This is a genomic window from Herbivorax alkaliphila (assembly GCF_030848475.1).
In the GTDB taxonomy this organism is placed as follows: Bacteria; Bacillota; Clostridia; order Acetivibrionales; family Acetivibrionaceae; genus Herbivorax.
Map to the genome: position 1 here is coordinate 1 of NZ_JAVDDS010000150.1, position 1467 is coordinate 1467.

Genomic DNA, 1467 nt, shown 5'->3' on the forward strand with positions numbered 1-1467 from the left:
ACGGTTACCTTGTTACGACTTCACCCCAATCATCAGCCCCACCTTCGGCAGCGTTTCCCTTACGGTTAAACTACTGACTTCGGGTGTTGCCGACTCTCATGGTGTGACGGGCGGTGTGTACAAGGCCCGGGAACGTATTCACGGCAGTATGCTGACCTGCCATTACTAGCAATTCCGACTTCATGCAGGCGAGTTTCAGCCTGCAATCTGAACTGGGGCTGCCTTTAGGGATTTGCTCCATCTCGCGACTTAGCTCCCCTCTGTAACAGCCATTGTAGTACGTGTGTAGCCCAGAACATAAGGGGCATGATGATTTGACGTCGTCCCCACCTTCCTCCGATTTGTCACCGGCAGTCTTGCTAGAGTGCCCAACTTAATGATGGCAACTAACAACAGGGGTTGCGCTCGTTGCGGGACTTAACCCAACATCTCACGACACGAGCTGACGACAACCATGCACCACCTGTCTCCTTGCCCCGAAGGGAAAATCTATCTCTAGACCTTTCAAGGGATGTCAAGTCCTGGTAAGGTTCTTCGCGTTGCTTCGAATTAAACCACATACTCCACTGCTTGTGCGGGCCCCCGTCAATTCCTTTGAGTTTCAACCTTGCGGTCGTACTCCCCAGGTGGGATACTTATTGTGTTAACTCCGGCACAGAAGGGGTCGATACCCCCTACACCTAGTATCCATAGTTTACGGCGTGGACTACCAGGGTATCTAATCCTGTTTGCTCCCCACGCTTTCGCGCCTCAGCGTCAGTTACTGTCCAGAAAGCCGCCTTCGCCACTGGTGTTCCTCCTAATCTCTACGCATTTCACCGCTACACTAGGAATTCCACTTTCCTCTCCAGCACTCAAGAGACACAGTTTCAGATGCAGCTCCAAGGTTGAGCCCTGGAATTTCACATCTGACTTGCATCCCCGCCTACACGCCCTTTACACCCAGTAATTCCGGACAACGCTTGCCACCTACGTATTACCGCGGCTGCTGGCACGTAGTTAGCCGTGGCTTGTTTTTTGGGTACCGTCATTTTTCTTCCCCAATCAAAGAAGTTTACAATCCGAAGACCTTCATCCTTCACGCGGCGTTGCTGCGTCAGGGTTTCCCCCATTGCGCAATATTCCCCACTGCTGCCTCCCGTAGGAGTCTGGGCCGTGTCTCAGTCCCAATGTGGCCGATCAACCTCTCAGTTCGGCTACCGATCGCTGCCTTGGTAAGCCATTACCCCACCAACTAGCTAATCGGACGCGAGCCCATCTTACACCGGATTTCTCCTTTGATCATCTATACATGCATATAAATGATATTATGCGGTATTAGCACCAGTTTCCCGGTGTTATCCCCCTGTGCAAGGTAGGTTGCTCACGCGTTACTCACCCGTCCGCCGCTAGGTCTACAGTGCAGCAAGCTGCTCCGTATCCCCCGCTCGACTTGCATGTGTTAGGCACGCCGCCAGCGTTCATCCT

General features: G+C 52.9%; 1 rRNA gene. It reads right to left on the minus strand.

Going from position 1 to position 1467, the window contains the following annotated elements:
* Positions 1-1467: ribosomal RNA gene (locus tag RBH29_RS17780) — 16S ribosomal RNA — on the minus strand; the annotation flags it as partial.